A 20730-nucleotide genomic window follows, 5' to 3' on the forward strand; every position below is an offset into this window, starting at 1 on the left:
ATGTTGCGTAAATCCGGCATCCGTCTGCTTGCCGCAACCGCTCTGATCGGGTGGGGAACCGTGATCGTACAGGGCGCCCATGCCCAGGGGAGTGGCGGGAATGCCGGCTGGTTCGTGCCCAAGGCCGCCCAGCCCGCCGCCCATGCGCCCCAGCACGAAGCCGCGCCAGCCCCCGTCGCCCTGCCTGCCGCCCCTGCCGACAGCGAGGACGCCCAGCCCCAGAATCCGCCCATCCTGCCCGTGCCGCCGGTGCCCAAGGCCCCGGATGTGCCCAAGAGCGCGCCGCCGCCCGCGCCGGTCATCGGCGTGATCAGCGTGCCGGAAGTGATGCGGCTGTCCAGCGCGGCGCAGCAGGCCGAGCGTGTGCTGGGCGCGCGCCGTGACGATCTGGCGCGTGAGGCGCAGAAGGAGCAGGCCGGATGGCGCGACGAGCAGCAGAAGCTGCAGGGCCAGGCCAAGACCATGTCGTCCGACCAGATCCAGACCAGCGAGCGCAAGCTGCAGGAACGTGTGATCGCGGCGCAGAAGGACTTCCGCAACCGCAACCGCATCATCCAGGAAGCGGCACAGGTCTCGCTCGGGCAGATCGAGCGCGAGCTTGTCCAGATCATCCGCCAGCTTGCCGCCAGCCGGGGCATGAACCTGGTGCTGCACCGTGAACAGGTGGCCCTGAGCCAGGAAAGCCTCGACATCACCCAGCAGGTGGCGACCCAGCTGAACGCGGTGCTGCCTACCGTGTTCATTCCCGCCGCGAATGTGGACCCGGAAGTGCTGGCCAAGTCCGGCACCATGCCGACCACGGCCGATGCCGACAGGCCTGCCGCCGCACCGGCTTCCGTCGCTCCCGCCAAGCATTAAGGTCCGCTTCATGACAGTGACGCCGGATAACATACCAGGCGATCCACGTTTTTTTACAAGGCATGGGCCATTCGGGCTGGAGGAACTGGCACGCCATGGCGGTGCGGAACTGCGGGCCGCAGTGAACGGTTCGGCGGCCCCCGGCAGCTTTACCGGCATCGCGCCGCTGCAGTCCGCCACGCTCGGGCAGGTAAGCTTTCTTGACAACAGGCGCTACCTGCCCCTGCTGGCGGGAACGGGGGCCGGGGCGGTCATTGTCGCCCCTGCCTTTGCCGACAAGGTGCCTCCTCACGCCGCGGCCCTGGTATCCAGAACGCCGTACCAGGCCTGGGCGCGCATTGCGTCCCTGTTCTACCCGCCGCCGCCGGTCAATCCGGGCATCCACCCGACTGCCGTGATCGGGACCGGGTGCGTGATCGATCCCACCGCCGCCATCGGTGCCTTTGCCGTGCTGGGGGACGGGGTGCAGGTGGGGGCGGGCGTGGATATCGGCACGCATGTCAGTATCGGCCCGGGCGTGCGGATCGGGGCACGGTGCCGCATTGGCGCCCATGTCGCCATATCGCATGCGCTGCTGGGGGAGCGGGTGACACTCCTGCCCGGCGCGCGGATCGGGCAGGACGGGTTTGGCTTTGCCGTAACGCCCGAAGGCTTTGAAAGCGTGCCGCAGCTTGGCCTGGTCGTGCTGGAGGACGGGGTGGAAATCGGCGCCAACTCCACCGTTGATCGCGGGTCGATGCGCGATACGGTGATCGGCGCGGGCTCACGCCTCGACAATCTGGTGCAGATTGGCCATAATGCGCGGCTGGGGCGCTGCTGTATCGTCGTGTCCCAGGCGGGCATCTCCGGTTCGACCGAGCTGGGTGATTTTGTAACGGTCGCGGCCCAGGCCGGGCTGATCGGGCATATCAAGATCGGTACCAAGGCGCGGATCGGGGCGCAGTGCGGTGTCATGTCCGATGTGGAGGCCGGGGCGGATGTCATTGGCAGTCCGGCCATGCCGTTCCGGGAGTTTTTCCGCAATGTGGCCTTCCTGCGCCGGATGGCCAAGAAAACGACGCAGGATGGAGCCGGGGAAAAGGCCGACAGGGCCTGATTGCCTGTTTCCATCAGATATTCAACCGGTAGGAACCGGCCTGTCCCGACTGTTGGCAGGCCAGCGCTCCTGACCGAACAAGTGGTTGGACGACGTGGATAAAGAAGTAGAGGCACTGCCAGCGGACGCAACGCCCGCAGTTCTGGAATCGATCGACATCATGCGGATCATGGAAGCGATACCCCATCGCTACCCGTTCCTGCTGATTGATCGCATGGTTGACATCACGCTGGGGCAGTCGGCGGTTGGCATCAAGAATGTCACGGTCAACGAGCCGCATTTCCAGGGGCATTTCCCGGCGCGGCCGGTCATGCCGGGTGTGCTGATCATCGAGGCGATGGCCCAGACCGCGGCCTGTCTGGTGGTGCTGACGCTGGGGCCGGCGTTCGAGGGCAAGCTGGTCTATTTCATGACCATCGACGGCGCCAAATTCCGCCGACCCGTGGGGCCGGGCGACCAGCTGCGCATTCATGTCGAAAAAGAACGCAGCCGCGCCAATGTCTGGAAATTCAAGGGTATTGCGCGCGTGGATGGCGTATCTGTCGCCGAGGCGACATTCAGCGCCATGATCATGGGTTGATCCCGCACGCGGTTGTTTAGGTGGGGTGTGCGCCCCGGGGCGCGCCCGCAGCCTGCGCCGGTTCTGCAGGCCATAGTTACTTGCGGGGATGGAGGCTATTCTGGCAGGAAGTTCATCTGACGGTCACCAAATGGATGAACGGCGTGGAAAACCGCCCGAAATCCATCCGTCATCCATCGTTTCCAGCCGTGCGCGCATCGGGCGCGGCGTGCGGATCGGCCCGTGGTGTACGGTCGGCCCGGATGTGGAGATCGGGGAAAATGTCGAGCTGATCTCCCATGTGGTGATCGACGGGCATACCACCCTGGGTGAGGGCGTGGTGTGCTACCCTTTCACCACCGTGGGCATGGCGCCGCAGGACCTGAAATACCGAGGCGAGCCGACGGCCTGCGTGGTCGGCGCGCGTACCATCATCCGTGAGAACGTGACCATCCACCGTGGTACGGCAACCGGCACCGGCGTGACCCGTATCGGACCGGACTGCCTGATCATGGCCAATTCCCATGTGGCGCATGACTGCACGTTGGGGCGTGGTGTCATCATCGTCAACAACGTGGTCATGGGTGGCCATGTGGTGATTGGCGATGGCGCGCGCATCATGGGGGCGGCTGCACTTCACCAGTTCGTGCGGATCGGCCATGCGGCGCTGGTCGGGGGCGTATGCGGGGTCGAGGCCGATGTCATCCCTTATGGCAGCGTGCTGGGTAACCGGGCGCGTCTGGTGGGGCTGCACTGGATCTGGCTGCGCCGCAATGGCGTGCAGCCTGACGAGATCCGCCGCATGCGACAGGCTTTCCGGGCGCTGTATCCCAAGGCCGCCCATGCTACGGACGCGGTTTTCCAGACCCGGCTTGAGCATGTCCGCCAGACCTATGGCAATGACCCGCGCGTGGTCGAGATCCTTGATTTTATCGCAGCCCCCACCCATCGCGGTCTGGTGCGTGTCCAGAGTGGGGACATGATCGAGAGCGATGGCGCCTGAAGTCCTGCCCGATGGCCGGCTTCATGGGGCGTGTGTCGGTATTCTGGCCGGTGGCGGGCCGCTGCCGGGCCAGGTCGCGCGCGCGGTGGAACGGGCGGGCGGGCGTGTTTTCATAATAGGGTTCCAGGGTTTTGCGGAACCTGAAGTAATCGGGCACTGGCCGCACCGCATGGTCCGGCTGGCGGCGGCGGGCGAGATCCTGTCCGCCCTGCATGAGCACGGTTGCCGTGACCTTGTGCTGATCGGGCCGGTCAGGCGGCCATCCCTTGTCAGCCTGCGGCCCGATGCCGCGGGCGCGCGCATTCTCACGCGCATCGGCAAGGCCCTGTTTGCCGGAGACGACGGGCTTCTGGGGGCCATCGTGCGCGTGCTGGGGGAAGAAGGCTTCACCATCCGTGGCGCGCATGAATACCTGCCCGGTTCGGTTGCCCGTCCCGGTGCGCTGGGCACGCTCACGCCCGATGCCACGGCGCGCGCCGATATTGCCCTTGGCCGCCATGTCGTGCGGCAGCTGGGCCAGCTTGATATCGGCCAGGGCTGCGTGGTGCAGGGGGGGCTTGTGCTGGCGGTCGAGGCGCTGGAGGGCACCGACAGGATGCTCGAGCGCGTGGCCACCCTGCGGCAACCCGACCGCCCCGGTGGCGTTCTGGTCAAGATGGCCAAGCCGGGGCAGGAACGCCGGGCCGACCTGCCAACCATCGGCCCGCGCACGATCGCAGGCGCCATGGCCGCGGGCCTGCGTGGCATTGCCATGGAAGCAGGTGCTACGCTGATCACCGATCCCGCCGCATGTACTGCCATGGCCGATGAGGCCGGTCTTTTCCTGACCGGCATTGGTGGTGGGGACGAAAAGATAACCTGAAAGGGAAGAACGCCGGATGGGAACTTACCTGCATACGATGGTGCGCGTGCGCAACCTTGAGGCCAGCCTTGATTTCTACCGCCTGCTGGGCATGCATGAACTGCGCCGCCGGGACGTGCCGGAAGGGAAATACACCCTTGTGTTCATCGGGTACGGTGACAATGCCTCCGGCCAGGCGGAAATCGAGCTGACCTATAACTGGGGCCAGGATGATGGCTACGCGGTTGGTACGGGGTTCGGCCATTTTGCCGTGGGCGTGCCGGATGTGAAGGCGGTGGTGGAAACGGTGCGCGAAGGCGGCGGCAAGGTCACGCGCGAGCCGGGACCGGTCAAATTCGGCACGAGCTTCATTGCCTTTGTTGAAGACCCGGATGGCTACAAGATCGAACTGATCCAGAAGCCCTGATGCCCGGCCCCGGCCTTATGGCGCGGGGCGGGCAAGCAGGCGGCGCATGATGCCCAGTTCCCTTGTCACGGCATCCAGTGCGGTCAGGATATCCTGTGCCGCCCGCCTTGTGCGTTCGTCCTGGCTCAGGGCCAGCGAATCCGCGCGCAGCATGGCGGGGGAGAGATGGCCGCGAATGTCATGGATATGCCGCCGCAGCGTTTCATCACGGGACGGGGCAGAGTCGCTGGCGGGGCTGGTCATGTAAATCATCCGGTTGTGGCGCAGATGGGTATCAGCATTGACGTTGCCCCGAAGCGGCAGTATAAGGCGCCGCTCGGGGCATCCGCGTCATGCGGTGCCCGGTAGACTTATTTCCGTAACCTGTCTGTCATTGTCAATCTGGGAGTGCCGTTGTGAAGCGCACGTATCAACCCTCGAAGCTGGTCCGCAAGCGTCGCCACGGCTTCCGTTCGCGTATGGAAACCGTTGGTGGCCGCAAAGTTGTTGCAAACCGTCGCAGCAAAGGCCGCAAGCGTCTTTCTGCCTGAGGCAGGTGACGTCTGTACGTTCCGGGCATGACACTGCCCGGGGCCATGAATGTCTCTATAACAGGGGCGGCTGAAAGTGGCCGATCAGTCCACGCGCCTTAAAAAACGCGCCGAGTTCCTGCGGGTTGCGGCCAAGGGCCGCAAGGCGCCCGCGCCGGGGCTGGTGCTTCAGGCGCTTGAACGCGGCGACACGGAAGCAGCCCGGTACGGTTTTACCGTTACCAAGAAAGTGGGTAATTCCGTCGTGCGTAACCGCGTGCGGCGGCGCCTGCGTGAGGTGGTCCGGCTTCTGGGCCGCGAAAAGGCGCTCAGGGGCGTCGACATCGTGGTGATTGGCCGGTCAGGCACATGCGGGCGGCGGTTTGACGCCCTGATGGGCGATTACCGCAAGGCCCTGCGCAAGGCGGGGGTGAAGGAAGAATCGTGACGGCGTCTTCCCTCAGTCCACTTGCCCATATGCTGCGTGCGGGCATCCGCGCGTATCAGCTGGTGATCCGCCCCATATGGGGCGCGCATTGCCGTTTCACTCCTTCATGCAGTCATTACGCACGCGACGCGATTGCCCACCATGGGGCAATGCGGGGCAGTGTGCTGGCGGGCTGGCGCATCCTGCGCTGCAACCCGTGGAATGCGGGTGGGCACGATCCCGTTCCCGGCACGGCCTGCGGCTGTGACATGCATGACTCCATGAAAAACAGTAAAAGTCTGGCGGGTCGCTGATGGATATCAAGCGTTTTATGGTGGCAACGGCACTGTCTGCCGTGGTGCTGGTCGGTTTTGAATATTTCCTGCCACAGCAGAACCATAAGACGGTCGAGCAGCAGGCCCCCGCGCCGGAAGCGCCGCCGGCGTCCACCCCGGTGACGGCCGCGGCGCCATCCGCTTCCGACCAGCCGGACCCGCGCGTGGCGATCGATGCCGACCGCGTGCATGGTTCGCTCGATCTGCGCGGCGCGCGTCTTGATGACCTTGTGCTCAAGAATTATCATGAGACCGTGCAGAACGGCAGCCCGCTGGTGCGCGTGCTGGAACCGCGCGGGCAGGAGCAGCCCAACCTGGTGGAAGTCGGCTGGGCCAATGTCAGCGGTGGCCATGTGGCCGTGCCGGATGCCAACACGCTGTGGACCGCCGACCATGACAGCCTGACCCAGGCCCGGCCCGTCACCCTGAGCTGGGACAATGGGCAGGGCCAGATGTTCAGCATCACCGTCGCGATTGACCAGAACTACATGTTCTCGGTCACGCAGAAGGTGACGAACCATGGGGGCGAGCCGGTCTCGCTCTATCCTTTCTCACGCGTGGAACGGGGCTATACCCCGGTCGAGACGGGGGGCTACCTTGTGCATGAGGGGCCGATTTCCGTCATTGACCACCGGCTGGATGAAAGTTCCTACAAGTCGCTGCGCAAGGGCGCCGTGCCGCCGGGCAATATTGCCTGGACCAAGGCAGGCCAGGGCGGCTGGGCCGGCATTACCGACAAATACTGGCTGGCCGCCGTCATTCCCCAGCAGGATAGCGATGTCGCAGGCACCTATGCCTATCAGGGTGCGGGCAATGGGGATAAGGGCACCTATGATGTCGGCTTTACCGCGCGCGCGCCGCTGGTGGTGGCGGCGGGCGGCGAGGCCAGCACCGCAAGCCATGTCTTTGCCGGCGCGAAGGAAGTGCCGCTGCTGGAAAAATATGAGTCCAGCCTGCATATCCCCGATTTCTGGAAAGCGGTGGATTTTGGCTGGTTCGCGTTCCTGACACGCCCGATCTTCACGGTGCTGGACTGGCTGAACACCATGCTGGGCAATTTTGGCCTTGCGCTTATGGCGTTCACGCTGCTGGTCAAGGCGCTGTTCTTCCCGCTGGCGACCAAGCAGTTCCATTCCATGGGCAAGATGCGCCAGCTCCAGCCCAAGATCAAAGCCCTGCGTGAGCGCTACAAGGATGACCAGATGGCGCTCAACCAGCAGATGATCGGGCTGTACAAGCAGGAAGGCGTGAATCCCGCCAGCGGCTGCCTGCCCATGCTGCTGCAGATCCCGGTTTTCTGGTGCCTGTACAAGGACCTGTATGTCACGATCGAGATGCGGCACGCGCCCTTCTTCGGCTGGATCCATGACCTTTCGGCGTTCGACCCGACAAACCTGTTCACCCTGTTCGGCCTGATCCCGTGGAATCCGTCGGTCATCTCGCCCATGCTCCAGCTTGGCCTGTGGCCCATTGCCTTCGGCCTGACCATGTTCGCGCAGATGCGGCTCAACCCCACGCCCACGGCAGACCCCGCGCAGCAGAAGATGTTCCAGTTCATGCCGATCATCTTTACCTTCTTCATGGCGCGGCAGCCGTCGGGGCTGGTGATCTACTATTGCTGGAACAACCTGCTGACCATGGCGCAGCAGACCCTGATCCAGCGCCGCATGAATAAAAGCACGCCTGCCGTGCCGCCGCCTGCGAAGCCCAAGCTTCCGGCCAGGAAGAAATAGATACGCGGAGCATGACGGTGGAATTTTCCTCCTCCACACCAACACCCGAAGAAGTGGAACGTGACCGGGAAACCGGTCGCGTCCTGTTCGCGGGGGAATTCAACTTCGTATTCGGCGCGCAGAAGCTTGGGCAGCTGCCCGACCCGATCCTGCCCGAAATCGCCTTTGCCGGGCGCTCCAACGTGGGCAAGTCCAGCCTGATCAATGCGCTGACCGGCAGGCGCGCGCTGGCGCGGGCTTCCTCGGAGCCGGGGCGGACCAAGCAGCTCAATTTTTTCGAGATGGCCCACCGCCTGACGCTGGTGGACATGCCCGGCTATGGTTTTGCCAAGGCCGCCAGGGCGGTAAAGGAAGACTGGCAGGGCATGATGTTTTCCTACCTGCGCGGCAGGCCGACGCTGCGCCGTGTGGTGCTGCTGCTGGACAGCCGGGTGGAGGTCAAGGCAAGCGACCGGGAAATCATGAAGATGCTGGACCGCGCGGCCGTGACGTTCCAGGTGGTGCTGACCAAATGCGACGTGCCCAAGCCGAACGCGCTGGCGGCCAAGCTGCGTGAGGTCAGCGAGATCGTGGCCACGCATGCGGCGGCCTTTCCCCATGTGCTGGCCACCAGCAGCGAAACGGGGCTGGGGATCGAGGATCTGCGCGCGGAACTTGCACGGCTGGCCAACCCGCCGGCATAGCCATCCCGATCAGGGACTGCCCCGGCATGGCGGCAGGATGGATGACACGTCAGGAGCGAAGGGACCGTTCGGATGACAGCAACAGGACCGGGCGACCGGGAAGCACAGGTACGGGCCGAGGTTCTGGCCAGGGCGCTGCCCTACCTGCGGCGCTATGCGGGTGATACCGTGGTGGTGAAATATGGTGGCAGCGCGATGGTCGATACCACGCTGTCCACCGCGTTCGGCCATGACATCGCGCTGCTCAAGCAGGTGGGCGTGAACCCGGTGGTGGTGCATGGCGGCGGCCCGCAGATCAGCGCCATGCTCAGGCGCCTGCAGATTGAATCCACCTTCATTGATGGCCTGCGCGTGACCGATGCCGCCATGATCGATGTGATCGAGATGGTGCTGGCGGGCAAGGTGAACAAGCAGGTGGCGGGGCTGATCAACCGCGCCGGTGCGCTGGCGGTTGGCATTTCGGGCCTGGATGGCGGGCTGATCACCGCGCGCCGCCTGCTGCGCCGCGCGCGGGAGAACGGGGTGGAAACCGACCGGATGCTCGATCTTGGCTTTGTGGGGGAACCCGCGCGCATTGACCCGCGCGTGATCTACGCGCTGTCCGGCTCGGGCCTGATTCCGGTGATCGCCCCCATTGGGGCGGGTGAGCAGGGCGAGACCTATAACATCAACGCCGATACGGCCGCCGGTGCGATTGCGGGGGCAGTCAGTGCCAGCCGCCTGCTCATGCTGACGGATGTGCCCGGTGTGCTGGATGGCGATGGCAGGCTGATCCCGGAGCTTACGGCAGAGGACGCGCGCCGTGGCATTGCCAGCGGCATGATCTCGGGCGGGATGATCCCCAAGGTGGAAACCTGCCTTGAAGCCGTGCGCGCGGGTGCGAAGGCGGCTGTCATCCTTGATGGTCGGGTGCAGCATTCCTGCCTGCTTGAACTGTTTACCGAAGCCGGGCCGGGCACCCTGATCCGCGGCGCGTAGCCATACCCGGACCATGCGTTGACATCGGCCCCGATCCTTCGCATGGTCCGCAGGCAATCAGTACAGGCGGGGGCACCCGGCGCAGGCCGCAGGGATCCCGCCCCAGACAGGATTTTACCGATATGACCGATACATCCCTCCGGAGCCAGATCGAGGCCCTGTGGGAGCGTCGCGAGACGCTGTCCACTGCAACCACCGGCGCTGACCGTGAAGCCGTCGAGACCGCGCTGCTGGCGCTGGATTCCGGCAGGCTGCGCGTGGCAACACCCGGCGAAGGGGGCTGGACCGTCAATGAATGGCTGAAGAAGGCGGTGCTGCTCTCCTTCCGCCTGAACGACAACCGCCTGGTCGAAGGCGGTGGCGCGGGCGCGCCCAGCTATGACAAGGTACCGCTGAAATTCGCGGGCTGGGACCAGGCGACGTTTGCCGATGCCGGTTTCCGCGCCGTGCCCGGTTCCATCGTGCGCCGCTCCGCCTTCATAGCACCCGGCGTGGTGCTGATGCCCAGCTTCGTCAATGCCGGCGCGTATGTGGACAGCGGCACGATGGTCGACACCTGGGTCACGATCGGCAGTTGCGCCCAGATTGGCAAGAACTGCCATATCAGCGGTGGCGTGGGCATTGGTGGCGTGCTGGAGCCGCTGCAGGCGGCCCCCGTCATCATCGAGGACGGCTGCTTCATCGGTGCCCGTTCGGAAGTGGCCGAGGGCGTTGTGGTCGAGCGGGGCAGCGTGCTGTCCATGGGGGTTTTCCTTGGCGCGTCCACCAAGATCGTGGACCGTGCCACGGGCGAGGTGTTCATGGGCCGCGTGCCCGCCTATTCCGTCGTGGTGCCCGGCACGCTGCCGCCGCGCCAGGCCACCAGCACCGATGGCAGGCCGCTGCCGTCACTGGACTGCGCGGTGATTGTCAAGCGCGTGGATGAACGCACGCGCTCCAAGACCTCGATCAACGACCTGCTGCGCGGCTGAGCGGCATCATGACGGACGGCGCCATGACGGATACGCAGCAGGACCCCGGTGGCGTCGTCACCCTTGCGCGTGACCTGATCCGCTGCCCGTCCGTAACACCGGATGACGGCTGCGCCATCAAGACCCTGGCCGCCGTGCTGGAACGGATCGGTTTCAGTGTGACGATGCTGCCGTTCGGGGAGGGGAGCGCGCACACCCCCAACCTGTTCGCGCGCCTGGGCACGGCGCAGCCCCATATCTGCTTTGCCGGGCATACGGATGTCGTGCCGGTGGGGGATGCGGCGCAGTGGTGCCATGACCCCTTTGGCGGGGAGATCCACGACGGTATCCTGTTTGGCCGCGGTGCGTGCGACATGAAGGGGGGCATCGCCGCCTTTGTTGCCGCCGTCCGGCTCTATCTCCATAAGGTGGGCACGCCGCCGGGGTCGATCAGTCTGCTGATTACCGGCGATGAGGAAGGCCCCGCCACCAACGGCACCGTGCGCGTGCTGGAATGGATGGCGGAACATGACCAGATCCCCGATTTCTGCGTGGTGGGGGAGCCGACCAATCCCGCCGGCATGGGGGAGATGATCAAGATCGGCCGCCGGGGCAGCCTGAACGCCCGTATTGTCGTGCCGGGCACGCAGGGGCATGTGGCCTATCCGCACCGGGCGGACAACCCGGTCCACCGGCTTCTGGCACTACTGAATGAGCTGACCGCCGCCCCGCTGGATGGCGGCAGTGACTGGTTCGAGGCTTCCAGCCTGCAGGTCACCAGCCTTGACGTGGGCAACACGGCCACCAATGTCATTCCCGCACAGGCCGAGGCCCGGCTGAACATCCGCTTCAATGACCTGCATACCGGGGCTGACCTTGCGGGCTGGCTCCGCACGGTGGCAGCCCGTCATGCGCCCCGGGCACGGGTGGACATCTCCATAAGCGGTGAATCCTTCCTGACCGAACCGGGGGTTGCGGTGGAGGCCCTGCGGGCGTCCGTACGGGCGGTTACCGGCCATGTTCCCCGGCTGGACACGGGGGGCGGTACGTCCGATGCCCGTTTCATCGCCTGTTACTGTCCCGTTGCGGAATTCGGGCTGGTGGGTGCCAGCATGCACAAGACGGACGAGCATGTCAGCCTGACGGACCTGCGGCAGCTGACGGCGATTTATACCGGTTTTCTGGAAAAGGTAATGCATTGATGTCTGATCGCGGCGCATCTCCCGGCCCCAGCGCGGCGGGGTTTGGCGGTATCCTGAAGGGAATGCTGCTGCTGGGCCGTGGCCGGGCGGAGGGCATCACCTATTTTGGCGGCACGCGTGATGCCGTGCTGTCGGCCCTGGCGCCCCGGCTGGCACTGTGGCTGGTGCTGGGGGGGCTGACCATCGGCTATGCCCCGCAGGCCATAAGCGGGGTGAAGGTGCTGTTCGCGCTGTGTCTGATCCTGCTGCCCGCCGTGGTGACCTATAGCCTGGCGCATCGCTGGAAGCGCGAGGCGCTGTGGCCGCGCTATATCACCGCCACGTGGTGGACGGACTGGGTCACGCTGTTCGTGGGGCTGGGGGTGGCGCTGCTCATGGCGCTGGCATCCCCCAGGCTGCTGCAATCCGCCATGGGGGCGATGATCCTCAATGGTGTGGAGTTTGCCTACAGCCTGTGGCTGACCTGGTATGTGGCGCGTATCGGCCTGCTGCTGCGCCGGGGGCAGGCTGTGGTGCTGGTTCTGGCCATCCTTGGCAGCCTTGGGCTGCTGGTGCTCCTGACCGGCCTGCTCTCACCGGGGCAGCGTGCGTGGCATGAATTCCTGTACCCGATGCTGGTGCAGCAGGGTGCTGCGCACTAAACCCGTCTGCCAGCAGATCAGAAGGTTTTGGTGAAGCGTTTTTCAAAAAGCTTCGAAGCATGCCGCCTTTTTGAAAAAGGCGGCACCCAGACACTTCCCTTGCTTTTCATCAATGGATTATTCAGCGGCTGAAGGGGTTTTCAGCGTAACCCACGCCGGTCAGGCACAGCCCTTCCGGTGGGGCGGTGGGGCCAGCCGCGCGGCGGTCACACGCGGCAAGGGCATGCGCGACCTGTGCGGGCTCCCAGCGGCCTTCGCCCACCAGTTTCAGGGTGCCCGCCATGTTGCGGACCTGATGGTGCAGGAAGGAGCGGGCCGCCGCTTCAATGACCACGTATTCCCCTTCACGCTTCACATCCAGCCGGTCCAGCGTGCGGACGGGGCTGCGTGCCTGACAGGCCGTGGCGCGGAAGGATGTGAAGTCATGCCGGCCCAGCAGATGGGCTGCCGCCTGCCGCATGCCGTCCACGTCCAGCGGCGCGCGGACATGCCACACCTGTCCGTCCTCCAGCGCGGGGCGGGCGGCGCGGTTGAGGATACGGTAGCGGTAGGCGCGTGAAATGGCGGAAAACCGTGCATTCCACTGTGGCAGGACCGGACGGGCCATCAGCACCACAACCGGGTGGGGCTTCATGTAGAAGTTCAGCCCGTCGCGTACCGTGGCGCTGGACAGGGTGACATCGGCCGGAAAGTCCAGATGCGCGACCTGTCCGCTGGCATGCACGCCCGCATCGGTGCGGCCTGCGGTAATGCTGCGTACGTCGTGGCCATTGGTCAGGCGGGTGGCGGCATCTTCCAGCAGGCCCTGTATCGACAGCAGTCCGGTCGTTTTCTGGCGCTGCCAGCCAACAAAACCACGGCCATCATATTCCATCAGCACCGCCCAGCGGCAGACCGACGGGGGCGCGGCATCATCCGGACGGGAGAGGGCAGGCGTGCTGTCAGGCATCGGGCTGCTCCATGCCCAGTCGTGTACCGGGTGCGATGGCCTGCCCGCGCAGGAAATCACCGGCTTCCATCATGCCGCGCCCGGGGCGCTGCAGGCGGGTGATGCGCAGTATCGTGCCATCCCCGCAGGCAACATGAAGCCGGTCATCCATGACGGTGCCGGGGGCTGCCCGTGTGCCGCCCGGTGCGATTTCCGCCGCCCCGATCTTGATGACCGTGCCGTCCAGTACCGTAAAGGTGCCCGGCCACGGGGTCAGGGCACGGATCTGGCGGTCAATGGTGGTGGCCGGGGTCCGCCAGTCGATGCGTCCGTCCTCCCGGCTCAGGCGCTGCACGTAGGTTACGCCCGTATCGGGCTGCGGCGTGCCGGGATGGGGGGGCTGGCGCAGGGCCTCGACAATCAGCCGCCCCCCCATGGCCGCCAGGTCATCATGCAGCGTGGTGGCGGTGGTGCGCGGCGTCAGCGCCACATGGTCGCGCAGCAGCATGGCCCCTGTATCCAGTCCTGCGTCCATCTGCATGATGGTGACGCCGCTTTCACTGTCCCCCGCCAGGATGGCGGCCTGTATGGGGGCGGCACCGCGCCAGCGCGGCAGCAGGCTGGCATGGATGTTCAGGCAGCCGCGACGCGGGGCTTCAAGCATGTTCACCGGCAGGATCAGCCCGTAGGCGGCCACCACGGCGGCATCAAGGTCAAGGTTGCGGAAATGGGCGTGTTCTTCCGCATTGCGGCGCAGCGAGAGCGGGGTGCGCACGGCAATGCCCAGTTCTTCCGCCGCCTGCTGCACGGGGGAGGGACGCAGCTTCTTGCCCCGGCCCGCGGGGCGGGGGGGCTGGCTGTACACGGTTACGATGTCATGCCCGGCCTGGTGCAGGGCGCGAAGGGCGGGCACGGCAAAATCGGGCGTGCCCATGAAGGCCAGTCGCATGGCGTTGGGGTCCGTTCAGGCTGGGCCGGACCCTTTTTGTAGAAAACCCAAGGCCCCGGCGGTGTGATCCACACGCGTGGGTCAGTGCTTCTGGCGCTGTTCCTTGGCCAGGCGGCGCATGATCATGTTGCGCTTGAGCGTGGAGAGGTGATCGACAAACAGGATGCCTTCCAGATGGTCGATCTCGTGCTGCAGGCAGGTGGCCAGCAGGTCATCGGCTTCCAGTTCCTGCACCTTGCCTTCCATGTCCTGGTAGCGCACGCGCACCGCTTCGGGGCGGACGACCTCGGCATACTGATTGGGCAGCGACAGGCAGCCTTCCTCACGCGCGGCCATGCTGTCCGTCTCGGCAATCACCTCGGGGTTGATCAGCACGATGGGGTTGCGCGGGCCGTCCTTGTCCGACACGTCGACAATGGCAAAGCGCATGCCAAGTCCCACCTGCGGCGCGGCCAGGCCAATGCCGGGGGCCTGGTACATGGCCGCGAACATGCGGGGGATGATGGTGCGCAGGCCGTCCATGTCCTCGGGGCGGACAAGGCGGGTTTTCTGGCGCAGGACCGCCTGGGGCGCGACCAGGATCGGCATGGGGGTCGCCTGAGCGATGACATCATGTTCAATCATAGATCGCCATTTAGCGTGTCCGTACCCGTGATGCCAGTAGGGATAGGGTCAAAATGGCGCAGGGTACCGGCATGACGGAACGGGAGCCTCCCCTTGCGCATGGCTATTATTCTCCCATATCGTAAAAAGACGGAAGCGGATGCCTGAGCGGGTCCGCTTCACGTTTCTTGTCTCGCTCGCAGCAGAGGAGGCCGATTTGTCGGGAAGAGTCTTCGGGTCCCCCATGTTCCTGGGGTTTGACCATCTTGAACAGATGCTTGAACGGGCATCAAAAAACGCAACGGACGGCTATCCGCCCTATAATATAGAGCAGGTCAGCCCCACGACCCTGCGCATCACGCTGGCGGTGGCCGGTTTCGTGATGGAGGACCTGCACATCACGCAGGAAGACAACCAGCTGGTCATCCGCGGGCGGCAGAGTGACGACGGGCAGGGGCGTATTTTCCTGCATCGTGGCATCGCGGCCCGCCAGTTCCAGAAGGCGTTCGTGCTGGCCGAGGGAATCGAGGTGGGCGGAGCGTGGATGGATAACGGCCTGCTGCATATCGAACTGGCCCGCCCGCAGCCGGAAGTACGCGTGCGCAAGATCGAGATCTCGCGCGCGCCATCAGCCCCCCCTGCGTCGCGTGATCGTGTTCCACCCGTGGTGGATGTGCCCATGGGGCGCAAGCAACGTGTCGTGAGGGTGATTGACGAGGAATGACAGCATAAGCCGTAATGGAACGGCCAGTATTGCGATGCGGACCCGAAGGGACGGACATCCCTTCATGATGCAGGAGATAACGCGATGAGAGTCACGACACAGAATGGCCGGGTACTGCTGCAAAATGACCCGGAAACGGTAGCCGGCCCCCATGCCGTAACGGCCGGTGAACTGCGGGGACTGGGCATGGAAACGGTGGCCTACATCCGCGCGGTGGAAGTGGAAGGTCAGGGCGCCTTTGCCATCCATGCCGCGGATGGTACCCCGCTTGCGGTAACCGATGACCACGAGACGGCCGTCAGGGCCATCCTCCAGCATGAAATGATGCTGGTTCCCCTTCACTAATTCTTTTCTTTCTTAGACAGAGGCCCTGTCCGGCATGCACGGACAGGGCCTTTTATGGTGTGGCAGACCCCACAACGCACTGGGACAGGATGGGGGAGGACCGGCGTCACGGCCCTCCCACCCCGTAGGGGTCTCACACCGTCTGGTTGCCTGCCCTGACCGTGGGATCAAGCCAGCCGATGTTGCCATCGGGCCTGCGGTAGAGCACGTTGACGGTATCGGTCCTGCTGTTGCGGAAAAGCTGGATCTGGCTGTCGGCCAGGTCAAGGCGCATCACGGCCTCGCTTACGCTCAGGGTCGGGATCTCGGCCGGGCGCTCGGCAATGATCGTGGCATAGGGTCCGGCGCTGGCCAAGGCCGAGTCCTCTTCCTCAAGCGGGCTTTCCTCCTCGCCTGCGGCGGCGGGGGTGGTCATGCCGGGGCGCAGGACATAGCTGCGCCCGAATTCGGGCACCTGCTGGCGGGTTTTCATGTGGCCATGGTTGGTGGCCTTGCGGTGGTAGCGGCGCAGGCGGCGGGCGATGTGTTCGGCCGCATCGTCAAAGGCCGAATGGGCATCGGCGGCTTCGCCCTCGCCGCGCAGGGTCAGCCCGCGTGAGGCATGGAGGTTGATGTCACAGGTAAAAAACGAGCGCGCACGGCTGAAGGTAACGCGCGCTTCCATGGCCTGCCCGAAATACTTTTCCGAAATACGGTCCAGATGGGCGCTTACCCGGTGTTTCAGGGCATCGGACAGGTCGATCTGCTTTCCGGCAACACTGATGTGCATAAGGGACAACTCCTTATCTGATCACAGCGCAGTCACCTGCGGGAGACGCAGTACGGTCGTTCAGTTCATGATGATGTCTCTACAGGGCCGAGCGTGTGCTCCCATGCGGGCTGCGATGCGTATGCTATTGTGTTGTACCAGTCGGGCACATGGTCCCGAACGGGAAACATTTGGGCATGGTTGCACGCCTGCTGTCCATTCCTTATTTGCATAAGAGATGGCAGATTTTCCTATCAATGGGGGCTTGCATTCCACCCCCTGCCTACAGGGGATGGACATCGTGGCTAGAGGGTGAATTTCTCGCCCAGATATACGCGGCGCACGTCCTCGTTCGCCACGATTTCCTCCGGCCGCCCTTCGGTCAGCACCTGCCCGCTATGCATAATGTAGGCCCGGTCAATGACTTCCAGCGTCTCGCGCACGTTGTGGTCGGTAATCAGCACCCCGATGCCGCGATCCTTCAGATGGGCCACCAGGTCACGGATTTCGCCCACCGCGATGGGGTCGATACCGGCCAGGGGTTCGTCCAGCAGGACATAATGCGGCTGGCTGGCCAGCGCGCGGGCAATTTCCAGCCGCCGCCGCTCACCACCCGACAGGGCCAGTGATGAGGAATGCCGCAGGCGTGTAATGCCGAATTCCCCCAGCAGGCCATCCAGCATCGTCTGCCGTCGGTCGGGGTCCGGTTCCACGATCTCGAGTGCCGCCATGATGTTCTGCTCAACGGTCAGGCCACGGAAGATGCTCGATTCCTGTGGCAGGTAGCCAATGCCCATCCGCGCGCGGCGGTACATGGGCAACTGGGTTATGTCCGCGCCATCCAGCGTGATGGTGCCCATGTCGGGCCGGACCAGACCCACGATCATGTAGAAGCTGGTGGTCTTGCCCGCGCCATTGGGGCCAAGCAGGGCCACGGCCTCGCCCCGCTGCACCTGCAGCGAGACATCGCGCACCACCTGCCGCTTCTTGTAGCTCTTGCCGATACCGCTGGCGATCAGCCCGCCGGAGGGGGGGGCAACCGGCTGTTCGGTCGTGGCCGCCCCGTCTGCCGCTTCTGCCTTGGGCGTCGTGTTCATCGTGCTGATCCCTTGTCACCCTTGCCAGCCTGGTTCGGAATGACCAGGCCGCTCACACGTGAGCCGGGGTTGTCGGTCAGTGTCGCGATATCGGTATGCATGTTCACGATGGCCGATGTGCCGCTGACCTGATTTTCCCCACGGGTGATATGCACGTTGCCCACCAGTCGGGCAATGCCCGTATCGGGCACATAGACGCCCCGGTCCCCGGTTACGGTTTCGGTGCGGGTACGGATCACGATATGGCCGAAGGCATCGACATGGTCGATCGTGCCCGCACCGGGGGCGGGCCTGTCATCGGCGGTATCGACCGGCGTGTCCTTCTTGCCGTTGGGATGTGTCTCGTTCCATTCGCGCCGGGGGTGGCTGCGCTGGTCCTTCGGCCTGTCATAGCCCACCAGCACGTCGGCACGGATCTGCCGCCCGTCATCGGTGGTCATGGTGGCATTGCCACGGGCAACGGACATGTGCTCGTGCGAATGATATTCCAGCACGTCGCGCGCGGTCAGGATGTCCTGCGGGGTCGTCATTTTCAGGTGCTGGCCGGTCATGACCAGGATCGCCTGGTCCACATCATAGACCGCATGGTCGCCCCATGCCTGGTCGCTGGTATTGAAGGCATGGACATGGCCCAGGGCTTCCAGCCGGTACACCTCGCTGGCGCCACCGGGGCCGCTGCTGTCGCCCGGGGCATTTGTGGATGCGGCACCTGTACCCGCGCCACCGGGCGCGCCCGCCGGGGCCGGCCTGTCGGGGGTGGGCAGGTCCTGGGGCAGGGTATCGGATGTGGTGGCGAGGCTGGTATCCACATCAGGGTCGCCGGGCAGGGCGGGCGCGGCAGGGGGCTGCGCTGCGGGGGATGCGGCAGGCGTGGCCGAGTCGTCGGTGATGTGGGGGCGTCGGGTTTCAAGCGGGGGGGCAACCCCCATATGGTCGGCCAGCGGGGCGCCGGCGCCCGGTGGCTTCGGTGCCGCCGTGGCCGGGCCGCCCGCCTGCGGGGCCTGGGCCGCTGTCGTGGGGGCCGTGGCCTTCTTGCGGTAGAAGGCGACCAGGCGGTCGGCGCGCACCGTCACGTCGCCCCGGATGGCCTGGGCGCGGTCATAGGCGGTGACGGTCTGGGCATTCTGGTCCCAGTCAAAGCCGCCCGCGGCCGTGACATTGATCTGCTGGCCGTGTGACATGTCCAGCCCCTGCGCCATGGCGGGGGCTGCCGCCACCAGCCCGAGCATGAGGCCGCCCAGCGGGAGGGTGGAGCGCGCGCGCGCCATCAGTTCGGTCTTTCCGCTGCGTTGAGGATCATGCGCCCCGGCCCGCGGAACAGCATGACGCCGCCATGGATGTCCAGCATGCCGCCCTGTACGTCCATCACGCCCATCGGGCCTTCGCCATGGATCCAGCTGTCGGTTACGATAATGTTGTGGCGCATGTCGATATCGGCGGTGGGGGTCAGCATGAGGGTTCCGTCATTGCGATAGAGCGTGACCGCATGCGTCAGGTCCAGCATCTGGGCATGCTGGATATAGACGCCTTCACTGGCGGTCACGTACAGCCAGTTTCCGTTATCCATCAGGGTATCGGCGGCGGCGTTGGTCAGGTCAATCCGTTCGGATGAGATCTGGCGCGCCTCATCGGCGGTGATCATGTAGGGGCGGCCATGTTCGTCCAGCCCGCGATAGGTCGGGTTGAGCATGCTGCCGCTTTTCACGCGCACATGGCTCATCTGCGCCATGGTGCCGGTATGCATGATCACGGCGCGCTGCACGGCGGGCCATGCCGCGATGGAGCCAAGCAGGACAAGGGCCAGCAGCGGCAGCATCCACTTGGCCGAACGCATGATGGTCTGTCGCCGCGCAAGATCGGCGGCATTGGGCAGCAGCCGCGTGCGGGTGGACTGGTCGAATATGCTGCGCTGGCGCTCCACATCGGCGGCGCTGCGGGCATAGTCCTCGCGCTCGATGCGGTCGGGCGCGTTGCCCCCGTTCCTGTCGTCAGGCTGGTCCGTCATGCAATGCCAGCACGCAGCAGGTCGTGCAGGTGGACGATGCCGACGGGCTGGTCCGTGTCATTCAGCACGAAGATGCTCGAGATCGGTCGGGGGCGGTCATTCATGATGCGCAGCGCTTCCGCCGCCAGAACGTCGGAGCCAATGGTCTGGGGCTGGGTGTTCATGATGTCGGCGGCGCGCGTATGGTCAAGGTCCAGTTCCAGCGCCAGGCGCAGGTCACGATCGGTGATCAGCCCGACCAGGCGGTTGTTCGCATCCACCACCCCCATGCAGCCAAAGGCCTTGCGTGTCATTTCCATGATCACCTGCCGCAGCGGCGTGTCGGGTGTGCCCAGCGGCATGCTCGGGCCGGGATGCATGAGTTCACGCACGCGGCGCAGCTGCGTGCCCAGCCGCCCGCCGGGGTGGAAGACGCCAAAGTCACTGGCGCTGAACCCGCGGCGCTGCAGCAGCACGATGGCCAGCGCATCGCCCAGCGCCAGCTGCATGGTGGAACTGGTGGTGGGGGCCAGGCCGTTGGGGCAGGCTTCGGGCGCGCGGGGCAGCAGCAGCACGATATCCGCCGTGCGTGCCAGAGTGGAGTGCGCGCAGGATGTCATGGCGATCAGCAGCATGCCGAAGCGGCGGGCATGGGAGATGACGTCGGCCATTTCCGCCGTCTCGCCGGAATTGGAGATGGCGAGTACCGCATCCCCCTTCTGCAGCATGCCCAGATCCCCGTGCGAGGCCTCGGCCGGATGCACGAAGATGGCCGGCGTGCCGGTGGAGGCCAGGGTCGCCTGTATCTTGCGCCCGATATGCCCCGACTTGCCGATGCCGGTCACCACCACGCGCATGTTGTCCGACAGGATGCGCTCGACCGCCTGGATGAAGGCCTGCCCCAGACCGGCTTCCCCCGGTCTCGGGGGGGCCTCCAGTGCGGTGATCATGGCCTGCAGGCCGGCGGATTCGGTGCGCAGCACGCCGCATGCATCCAGCAGTATGCGCGCCTGTGGCGTCGGCATGCTTGCATCGGGGGGGGAGGGGGGAAAGGGGGAAAGGCTGCTGTTCATGCCCGATCTGTGTTGTTGCGACAGGCTGCCGGCGGGG

General features: G+C 65.2%; 26 protein-coding genes. 17 read left to right on the forward strand and 9 right to left on the reverse strand.

Features of this window, described 5'->3' with window-relative positions; all coding sequences use genetic code 11:
* The 6 genes from CFR78_RS06775 to gloA all read left to right on the forward strand — a co-directional run bounded on the left by CFR78_RS06775 (position 1) and on the right by gloA (position 4784).
* Positions 1-858 carry an OmpH family outer membrane protein gene (locus CFR78_RS06775; RefSeq protein WP_007399170.1) on the forward strand — a complete coding sequence of 286 codons (858 nt, stop codon included), beginning with the start codon at positions 1-3 and terminating at the stop codon, positions 856-858.
* Positions 859-868: 10 nt separating this feature from the next.
* Positions 869-1954 (forward strand): UDP-3-O-(3-hydroxymyristoyl)glucosamine N-acyltransferase, encoded by a 1086-nt coding sequence (lpxD, locus tag CFR78_RS06780; RefSeq protein WP_371440422.1) that lies wholly within the window; start codon positions 869-871, stop codon positions 1952-1954.
* Between the two features lie 94 nt (positions 1955-2048).
* Positions 2049-2534, forward strand: a complete 486-nt coding sequence (fabZ, locus tag CFR78_RS06785) for a 3-hydroxyacyl-ACP dehydratase FabZ (protein ID WP_007399172.1) — start codon at positions 2049-2051, stop codon at positions 2532-2534.
* Between the two features lie 130 nt (positions 2535-2664).
* Positions 2665-3516: an acyl-ACP--UDP-N-acetylglucosamine O-acyltransferase gene (gene lpxA / locus CFR78_RS06790; protein ID WP_007399173.1), complete on the forward strand. Its 852-nt coding sequence runs from the start codon at positions 2665-2667 to the stop codon at positions 3514-3516.
* On the forward strand, positions 3506-4378 hold the full coding sequence (locus tag CFR78_RS06795) for an LpxI family protein (RefSeq protein WP_034929201.1): 873 nt from the start codon (positions 3506-3508) through the stop codon (positions 4376-4378). The genes lpxA and CFR78_RS06795 overlap by 11 nt, the downstream gene beginning before the upstream one ends.
* Positions 4379-4394: 16 nt before the next feature.
* Positions 4395-4784 carry a lactoylglutathione lyase gene (gene gloA, locus CFR78_RS06800; protein ID WP_007399175.1) on the forward strand — a complete coding sequence of 130 codons (390 nt, stop codon included), beginning with the start codon at positions 4395-4397 and terminating at the stop codon, positions 4782-4784.
* 15 nt (positions 4785-4799) lie between these two features.
* Here the strand turns inward: gloA and CFR78_RS06805 are convergent, their stop codons facing one another.
* Positions 4800-5027 carry a hypothetical protein gene (locus CFR78_RS06805; RefSeq protein ID WP_166498127.1) on the reverse strand — a complete coding sequence of 76 codons (228 nt, stop codon included), beginning with the start codon at positions 5025-5027 and terminating at the stop codon, positions 4800-4802.
* A gap of 152 nt (positions 5028-5179) precedes the next feature.
* Between CFR78_RS06805 and rpmH the strand changes: the two genes are divergently transcribed.
* The 9 genes from rpmH to CFR78_RS06850 all read left to right on the forward strand — a co-directional run bounded on the left by rpmH (position 5180) and on the right by CFR78_RS06850 (position 12242).
* A complete protein-coding gene (rpmH, locus tag CFR78_RS06810) occupies positions 5180-5314 on the forward strand; it encodes a 50S ribosomal protein L34 (RefSeq protein ID WP_007399178.1) in 135 nt (44 codons plus the stop codon).
* A gap of 76 nt (positions 5315-5390) precedes the next feature.
* The gene (gene rnpA / locus CFR78_RS06815; RefSeq protein WP_034929207.1) at positions 5391-5741 is read left to right on the forward strand and encodes a ribonuclease P protein component; all 351 of its coding nucleotides are present in this window, start codon (positions 5391-5393) and stop codon (positions 5739-5741) included.
* Positions 5738-6034: a membrane protein insertion efficiency factor YidD gene (gene yidD, locus CFR78_RS06820; RefSeq protein ID WP_110581047.1), complete on the forward strand. Its 297-nt coding sequence runs from the start codon at positions 5738-5740 to the stop codon at positions 6032-6034. Before rnpA ends, yidD begins: the two co-directional genes overlap by 4 nt.
* Complete coding sequence (gene yidC / locus CFR78_RS06825) at positions 6034-7788, forward strand: membrane protein insertase YidC (RefSeq protein ID WP_034929212.1); 1755 nt, start codon at positions 6034-6036, stop codon at positions 7786-7788. Before yidD ends, yidC begins: the two co-directional genes overlap by 1 nt.
* Positions 7789-7799: 11 nt before the next feature.
* Entirely contained in the window at positions 7800-8471 is a 672-nt protein-coding gene (gene yihA / locus CFR78_RS06830) for a ribosome biogenesis GTP-binding protein YihA/YsxC (RefSeq protein WP_034929215.1), read from the forward strand.
* Between the two features lie 72 nt (positions 8472-8543).
* Positions 8544-9449 (forward strand): acetylglutamate kinase, encoded by a 906-nt coding sequence (gene argB / locus CFR78_RS06835; RefSeq protein WP_007399183.1) that lies wholly within the window; start codon positions 8544-8546, stop codon positions 9447-9449.
* Positions 9450-9571: 122 nt separating this feature from the next.
* Entirely contained in the window at positions 9572-10420 is an 849-nt protein-coding gene (gene dapD, locus CFR78_RS06840; protein WP_007399184.1) for a 2,3,4,5-tetrahydropyridine-2,6-dicarboxylate N-succinyltransferase, read from the forward strand.
* A gap of 23 nt (positions 10421-10443) precedes the next feature.
* Positions 10444-11601, forward strand: coding sequence for a succinyl-diaminopimelate desuccinylase (gene dapE / locus CFR78_RS06845; protein ID WP_084149626.1), 1158 nt, complete (start codon positions 10444-10446; stop codon positions 11599-11601).
* Complete coding sequence (locus tag CFR78_RS06850) at positions 11601-12242, forward strand: hypothetical protein (protein ID WP_007399186.1); 642 nt, start codon at positions 11601-11603, stop codon at positions 12240-12242. The genes dapE and CFR78_RS06850 overlap by 1 nt, the downstream gene beginning before the upstream one ends.
* 121 nt (positions 12243-12363) lie before the next feature.
* Here CFR78_RS06850 and truA read toward each other — a convergent pair whose 3' ends face one another.
* The 3 genes from truA to def form a co-directional block, all read right to left on the reverse strand.
* Positions 12364-13191 carry a tRNA pseudouridine(38-40) synthase TruA gene (gene truA / locus CFR78_RS06855; RefSeq protein ID WP_007399187.1) on the reverse strand — a complete coding sequence of 276 codons (828 nt, stop codon included), beginning with the start codon at positions 13189-13191 and terminating at the stop codon, positions 12364-12366.
* The gene (gene fmt, locus CFR78_RS06860; RefSeq protein WP_034929222.1) at positions 13184-14119 is read right to left on the reverse strand and encodes a methionyl-tRNA formyltransferase; all 936 of its coding nucleotides are present in this window, start codon (positions 14117-14119) and stop codon (positions 13184-13186) included. Before fmt ends, truA begins: the two co-directional genes overlap by 8 nt.
* Positions 14120-14200: 81 nt before the next feature.
* Complete coding sequence (gene def, locus CFR78_RS06865; protein ID WP_007399189.1) at positions 14201-14743, reverse strand: peptide deformylase; 543 nt, start codon at positions 14741-14743, stop codon at positions 14201-14203.
* Between the two features lie 223 nt (positions 14744-14966).
* On the opposite strand from def, the gene CFR78_RS06870 reads away from it, so the two are divergent.
* Positions 14967-15446 (forward strand): Hsp20 family protein, encoded by a 480-nt coding sequence (locus CFR78_RS06870; RefSeq protein ID WP_007399190.1) that lies wholly within the window; start codon positions 14967-14969, stop codon positions 15444-15446.
* A gap of 84 nt (positions 15447-15530) precedes the next feature.
* Complete coding sequence (locus CFR78_RS06875; protein ID WP_034929226.1) at positions 15531-15791, forward strand: DUF1150 family protein; 261 nt, start codon at positions 15531-15533, stop codon at positions 15789-15791.
* A 133-nt stretch (positions 15792-15924) separates the two neighbouring features.
* Here the strand turns inward: CFR78_RS06875 and hpf are convergent, their stop codons facing one another.
* The 5 genes from hpf to CFR78_RS06900 all read right to left on the reverse strand — a co-directional run bounded on the left by hpf (position 15925) and on the right by CFR78_RS06900 (position 20693).
* Positions 15925-16560 (reverse strand): ribosome hibernation-promoting factor, HPF/YfiA family, encoded by a 636-nt coding sequence (gene hpf, locus CFR78_RS06880; protein WP_034929229.1) that lies wholly within the window; start codon positions 16558-16560, stop codon positions 15925-15927.
* Positions 16561-16844: 284 nt separating this feature from the next.
* The gene (gene lptB, locus CFR78_RS06885) at positions 16845-17636 is read right to left on the reverse strand and encodes an LPS export ABC transporter ATP-binding protein (protein WP_007399193.1); all 792 of its coding nucleotides are present in this window, start codon (positions 17634-17636) and stop codon (positions 16845-16847) included.
* On the reverse strand, positions 17633-18904 hold the full coding sequence (locus CFR78_RS06890) for an LptA/OstA family protein (RefSeq protein WP_034929232.1): 1272 nt from the start codon (positions 18902-18904) through the stop codon (positions 17633-17635). The genes lptB and CFR78_RS06890 overlap by 4 nt, the downstream gene beginning before the upstream one ends.
* The gene (gene lptC / locus CFR78_RS06895) at positions 18904-19641 is read right to left on the reverse strand and encodes an LPS export ABC transporter periplasmic protein LptC (RefSeq protein WP_034929234.1); all 738 of its coding nucleotides are present in this window, start codon (positions 19639-19641) and stop codon (positions 18904-18906) included. The genes CFR78_RS06890 and lptC overlap by 1 nt, the downstream gene beginning before the upstream one ends.
* Complete coding sequence (locus CFR78_RS06900) at positions 19638-20693, reverse strand: KpsF/GutQ family sugar-phosphate isomerase (RefSeq protein ID WP_007399196.1); 1056 nt, start codon at positions 20691-20693, stop codon at positions 19638-19640. Before CFR78_RS06900 ends, lptC begins: the two co-directional genes overlap by 4 nt.
* Positions 20694-20730 lie beyond the last annotated feature (37 nt).

Source organism: Komagataeibacter rhaeticus, from assembly GCF_003207855.1.
GTDB lineage: Bacteria > Pseudomonadota > Alphaproteobacteria > Acetobacterales > Acetobacteraceae > Komagataeibacter > Komagataeibacter rhaeticus.

What these genes read in the sequence shown, in the direction of transcription:
- CFR78_RS06775 (WP_007399170.1), top strand. Translation starts at nt 1, where the DNA reads ATGTTGCGTAAATCCGGCATCCGTCTGCTTGCCGCAACCGCTCTGATC.
- lpxD (WP_371440422.1), top strand. Translation starts at nt 869, where the DNA reads ATGACAGTGACGCCGGATAACATACCAGGCGATCCACGTTTTTTTACA.
- lpxA (WP_007399173.1), top strand. Translation starts at nt 2,665, where the DNA reads ATGGATGAACGGCGTGGAAAACCGCCCGAAATCCATCCGTCATCCATC.
- CFR78_RS06795 (WP_034929201.1), top strand. Translation starts at nt 3,506, where the DNA reads ATGGCGCCTGAAGTCCTGCCCGATGGCCGGCTTCATGGGGCGTGTGTC.
- gloA (WP_007399175.1), top strand. Translation starts at nt 4,395, where the DNA reads ATGGGAACTTACCTGCATACGATGGTGCGCGTGCGCAACCTTGAGGCC.
- CFR78_RS06805 (WP_166498127.1), bottom strand. Translation starts at nt 5,027, where the DNA reads ATGACCAGCCCCGCCAGCGACTCTGCCCCGTCCCGTGATGAAACGCTG.
- yidC (WP_034929212.1), top strand. Translation starts at nt 6,034, where the DNA reads ATGGATATCAAGCGTTTTATGGTGGCAACGGCACTGTCTGCCGTGGTG.
- yihA (WP_034929215.1), top strand. Translation starts at nt 7,800, where the DNA reads ATGACGGTGGAATTTTCCTCCTCCACACCAACACCCGAAGAAGTGGAA.
- argB (WP_007399183.1), top strand. Translation starts at nt 8,544, where the DNA reads ATGACAGCAACAGGACCGGGCGACCGGGAAGCACAGGTACGGGCCGAG.
- dapD (WP_007399184.1), top strand. Translation starts at nt 9,572, where the DNA reads ATGACCGATACATCCCTCCGGAGCCAGATCGAGGCCCTGTGGGAGCGT.
- dapE (WP_084149626.1), top strand. Translation starts at nt 10,444, where the DNA reads ATGACGGATACGCAGCAGGACCCCGGTGGCGTCGTCACCCTTGCGCGT.
- CFR78_RS06850 (WP_007399186.1), top strand. Translation starts at nt 11,601, where the DNA reads ATGTCTGATCGCGGCGCATCTCCCGGCCCCAGCGCGGCGGGGTTTGGC.
- truA (WP_007399187.1), bottom strand. Translation starts at nt 13,191, where the DNA reads ATGCCTGACAGCACGCCTGCCCTCTCCCGTCCGGATGATGCCGCGCCC.
- fmt (WP_034929222.1), bottom strand. Translation starts at nt 14,119, where the DNA reads ATGCGACTGGCCTTCATGGGCACGCCCGATTTTGCCGTGCCCGCCCTT.
- def (WP_007399189.1), bottom strand. Translation starts at nt 14,743, where the DNA reads ATGATTGAACATGATGTCATCGCTCAGGCGACCCCCATGCCGATCCTG.
- CFR78_RS06870 (WP_007399190.1), top strand. Translation starts at nt 14,967, where the DNA reads ATGTTCCTGGGGTTTGACCATCTTGAACAGATGCTTGAACGGGCATCA.
- CFR78_RS06875 (WP_034929226.1), top strand. Translation starts at nt 15,531, where the DNA reads ATGAGAGTCACGACACAGAATGGCCGGGTACTGCTGCAAAATGACCCG.
- hpf (WP_034929229.1), bottom strand. Translation starts at nt 16,560, where the DNA reads ATGCACATCAGTGTTGCCGGAAAGCAGATCGACCTGTCCGATGCCCTG.
- lptB (WP_007399193.1), bottom strand. Translation starts at nt 17,636, where the DNA reads ATGAACACGACGCCCAAGGCAGAAGCGGCAGACGGGGCGGCCACGACC.
- CFR78_RS06890 (WP_034929232.1), bottom strand. Translation starts at nt 18,904, where the DNA reads ATGGCGCGCGCGCGCTCCACCCTCCCGCTGGGCGGCCTCATGCTCGGG.
- lptC (WP_034929234.1), bottom strand. Translation starts at nt 19,641, where the DNA reads ATGACGGACCAGCCTGACGACAGGAACGGGGGCAACGCGCCCGACCGC.
- CFR78_RS06900 (WP_007399196.1), bottom strand. Translation starts at nt 20,693, where the DNA reads ATGAACAGCAGCCTTTCCCCCTTTCCCCCCTCCCCCCCCGATGCAAGC.